Origin of the sequence: Bacillus sp. MYb78, from assembly GCF_002975115.1 — a bacterium.
Classification (GTDB): domain Bacteria; phylum Bacillota; class Bacilli; order Bacillales; family Bacillaceae_G; genus Bacillus_A; species Bacillus_A cereus.
The window spans coordinates 1-3402 of sequence record NZ_PCOB01000058.1 but is presented as its reverse complement, the minus strand read 5'-3'; the positions used below and the strand labels follow the sequence as shown (position 1 = coordinate 3402).

Sequence of the window (3402 nt, the reverse complement as noted above, 5' to 3'; positions counted from 1 at the left end):
ATTAAGAAGAAAATCTAAGCCAGTAATAGGGCTTAAATATTAATATACGAGGAGGTTTAACTATGGATAGTTGCGTTGTATTTGTAAACGGACAACCTTTTTTAGTTCTTTCAGTAGCTGGTATTGAAATTGCTAGATTAGAGATTTCCCTTCAAGTAGCATTAGCTCTAAGAGTGCTTGGGATACCAATCTGTGATTAATTACCAAATTAAAAGAAAAAGAGGGCATTAGCCCTCTTTTTTTATTTTCCTCATATATTTTCTTAACAACAAATAAAATTTTAATTTTTATATTGTAAGGAAATTCCGAAAAATCAACTCATTTTATTCAATAAAATGAGCACCACCCATACCTCATTATCCGTTTCTAAAAAATTAGAATTCGATTAATTACAAGAAAATTTAAATATACGAACGTTACATAAAATACTTGTTAGAATAGCTGTCCCTCACACTATTTATTTCGCCGACGTTATATAATCAAAGCACACAATGATTAACTTTTTATACGGCTTATTTTAAGTGTGCTTGCCAATACTTTTACTTGTATGTTCTATACACTCATTCTCTACGGTATACTGATACCAACTTATATTTTTTGATGAGGGCCCATTTCCCTATATCCCTCTTTATTCCCATGTACTTTTTTTCTCAAATCCAAGCTAAATAATCTATATTGTTATCTTTTAAAATCAGCTCAATATCTGATTATATTAATAACCTATCACCTGGTAAAATCCTATTACCTAATTTATCTTCAATTGAATGGTCCATCATTTATACTTACGGATTGGCTTTCCCGTATCTATTGTGCATGGATATTGGATTTTCTAGCATCTAGCTCATTTCTTTAAAAATGTCGGATTTTTCGTCTATTATTAAATGAATAATGTTTGGAAGGGGATATAATATGACAGAAATTAAAGTAGGGCTTACACAATTTTTAGACTTCACACTGAAAGGTAGTACAGCTAAAACAACCTTTATAAAAAATCTAAAATCCCAACCTGAATATCAACCAGCTTTTGATTACTGGAAACAATTACGAGAAACTGTTATTAAATTTCATCAAAACAAACTACCTTTTGAATATTTCGAAACATTAGTACAAACGGTTGATCAGAAAAAAAAACAAAACTACATTGATGTCATAAAGCAATACAAAAAATTCATTAAAAATAAAGACATCTCTTGGTTTGATCCAGGTAAATCACATTGGAAATCAGATGATTTAATCGTCCGTTCATCACCTGAACTTGGCTTATTCATTAATAATGAGCCACATCTTATCAAACTGTTTTTCAAAGGAAAAAAAGAGCGAATTGATAAGTACAACATTAACTCGACACTTACACTATTAAATGAATCAACATTTTCAAATGAACGAAACGATGTGAATTATACGGTACTTAACATCCAAAAGAACAGAATGTATACGAATAACTCTATTAATAATAATCATTTAGTAGCGCTTAAATCAGAAGCTAACCAGTTTTGCTATATATGGAATAATCTATAAAGGTTACTATTCATCCCTTTTAATACCTTGTTGATGCATACTTTAGTTACAATTTTTACAGATTCATTCAGTTTCGTTTAATTAGGGCTCACCCTCTTATTCCTCAGAAACAATGCAGGTGGGCCTTTTTCAAAAATGGTTTCTTTGTCAGTTTTAACATACTAGCTCTCCCCCGAAACAGCTGCAATTGAGATTATTTTTGTTTTATTATCCACTATACCCACCAAGCCCCTTTTGTTAACATAATATAATTATAAATTACTATTGTTGCTACTTCTTCCATTCATATTCTAACATACTCATTTCCCATAAATTCCAATACGTTTCTCCTACTCTTTTTGACTCTCTTAATAAGCCTTCTTTTACAAACCCTATTTTTTCGTAACATGAAATGGCCGATATATTAAAATCATACACACCAAGAGTTACTCTATGTAGTTTTAATTCGTCAAAAGCAATATGAAGTACTGCTTTCATCATATGTTTTCCTATAGAACGTCCTCTCATCTTCGTATTACCAACTAATACTTTTCCAATTCTAGCGGACTTATTAATATTATCTATTTGCCCAAGCGAAATATGACCAATAACGTCTGAAGTCTCTTCATCTACCACTTTGAAAGCGAGTGTATTTGCACTTTCTATATACTTCTCTAATTGCTGTTCGTCTAAAGGGAATGTGAATGCATTTCCTGACCATTGTATTAGAAATTCTTCAGAATTAATCCAATTTATTAATTGTTTAAAATCAGATTTTTTAAAGGTTTTTAGTTTAATCACTTCCATGCTCCTTTCGTACATCATACTTTATAACCTCGAACTTATTTCTATATAAAGAATATATTCTCCTTTTATATGAAATTAAAATAAAGCCATTCATGTGAATGGCTTTACAAAAAAGCAGCATAATTATGCTTTGTTTGCTACATCAATACCATTAAAATCAAAGTCAGCAGTAACCGTTGTAACAGGTGGGAAAATTGCTTCAATTTTACAAATGGAAATAATTACTCCAACCGATCCAGGAATAGCCGCAAGCCTAACTACATCACAACTTACAGACGAAACAGTACCTACATAAGTACGTCCCTCTGTATTAATTTGAACTGTTCGATTAATTAATTTCTTAAGTTCATCTCTAATTCCTTGTACACAAGAATTATCACATTTCTCATGCTGTTCTTTTTTACACTCTTCGAATACTTCCCAACAATCATCTTGTTTACATGTACACTTCTTTTTACAATTATTAAATCGAGAACCCAATACCTCACCCCCTAATCCTTTCTATTAGTAAAGTATGTCCACTAGCTTAAAAGGGTACGAGGCAAACACATAAAAAGAAAAAAACAAACAATTGTACCAAACCTTCTTTTCATTATTCATTATAAAAACAGACTTCTCCTAATTAAAATCTTGTTTAATGAGCGGCCGTGAATTTAGTCCTACTCCATTTAATGTTTAGACACCACTTTCTAAAACAAATCTTTTTCTTTTAATAAGATGCCCCTTAAAAACACACTAGATTTTCCCATTAACTCACATATACATAGACTTTATTTGTGGATTTCCCATTTTTCATTGTGAAATATACATTTAAAAAAGCGTACTCGAAAATAAGATATTATATGTAATCAGAACGCTTTCTTCAACAAATGTTTATTGGAAAACACCATAACTAGTAGTAGTTCTCTCCACTATCTCTTAAAAATTAGCATAGTTTGTATGAACTCTATATCGAGTAGAAAACACTCTATCATATAAAGATAAAATAGTAGGTTAATAAACAAGCCATTTTTTTTATTAAAACATAGAATAATATGAACACTATTGAAAGACCAACTATGAAAAGTCAAGGGGACATTTTCAAAAAATATTGCTAGA

The 3402-nt window shown here is 30.5% G+C and carries 4 protein-coding genes; 2 read left to right on the top strand and 2 right to left on the bottom strand.

Features of this window, described 5'->3' with window-relative positions; genetic code table 11:
• Positions 1–62: 62 nt before the first annotated feature.
• Positions 63–200: a DUF3956 domain-containing protein gene (locus CQ064_RS32890; RefSeq protein WP_000376554.1), complete on the top strand. Its 138-nt coding sequence runs from the start codon at positions 63–65 to the stop codon at positions 198–200.
• A 709-nt stretch (positions 201–909) separates the two neighbouring features.
• Complete coding sequence (locus tag CQ064_RS32880; RefSeq protein ID WP_000136052.1) at positions 910–1518, top strand: hypothetical protein; 609 nt, start codon at positions 910–912, stop codon at positions 1516–1518.
• A gap of 270 nt (positions 1519–1788) precedes the next feature.
• On the opposite strand, the gene CQ064_RS32875 is transcribed toward CQ064_RS32880, so the two are convergent.
• On the bottom strand, positions 1789–2322 hold the full coding sequence (locus tag CQ064_RS32875) for a GNAT family N-acetyltransferase (protein WP_000990089.1): 534 nt from the start codon (positions 2320–2322) through the stop codon (positions 1789–1791).
• A gap of 105 nt (positions 2323–2427) precedes the next feature.
• Entirely contained in the window at positions 2428–2784 is a 357-nt protein-coding gene (locus CQ064_RS32870) for a hypothetical protein (protein ID WP_000535577.1), read from the bottom strand.
• Positions 2785–3402: the final 618 nt, after the last annotated feature.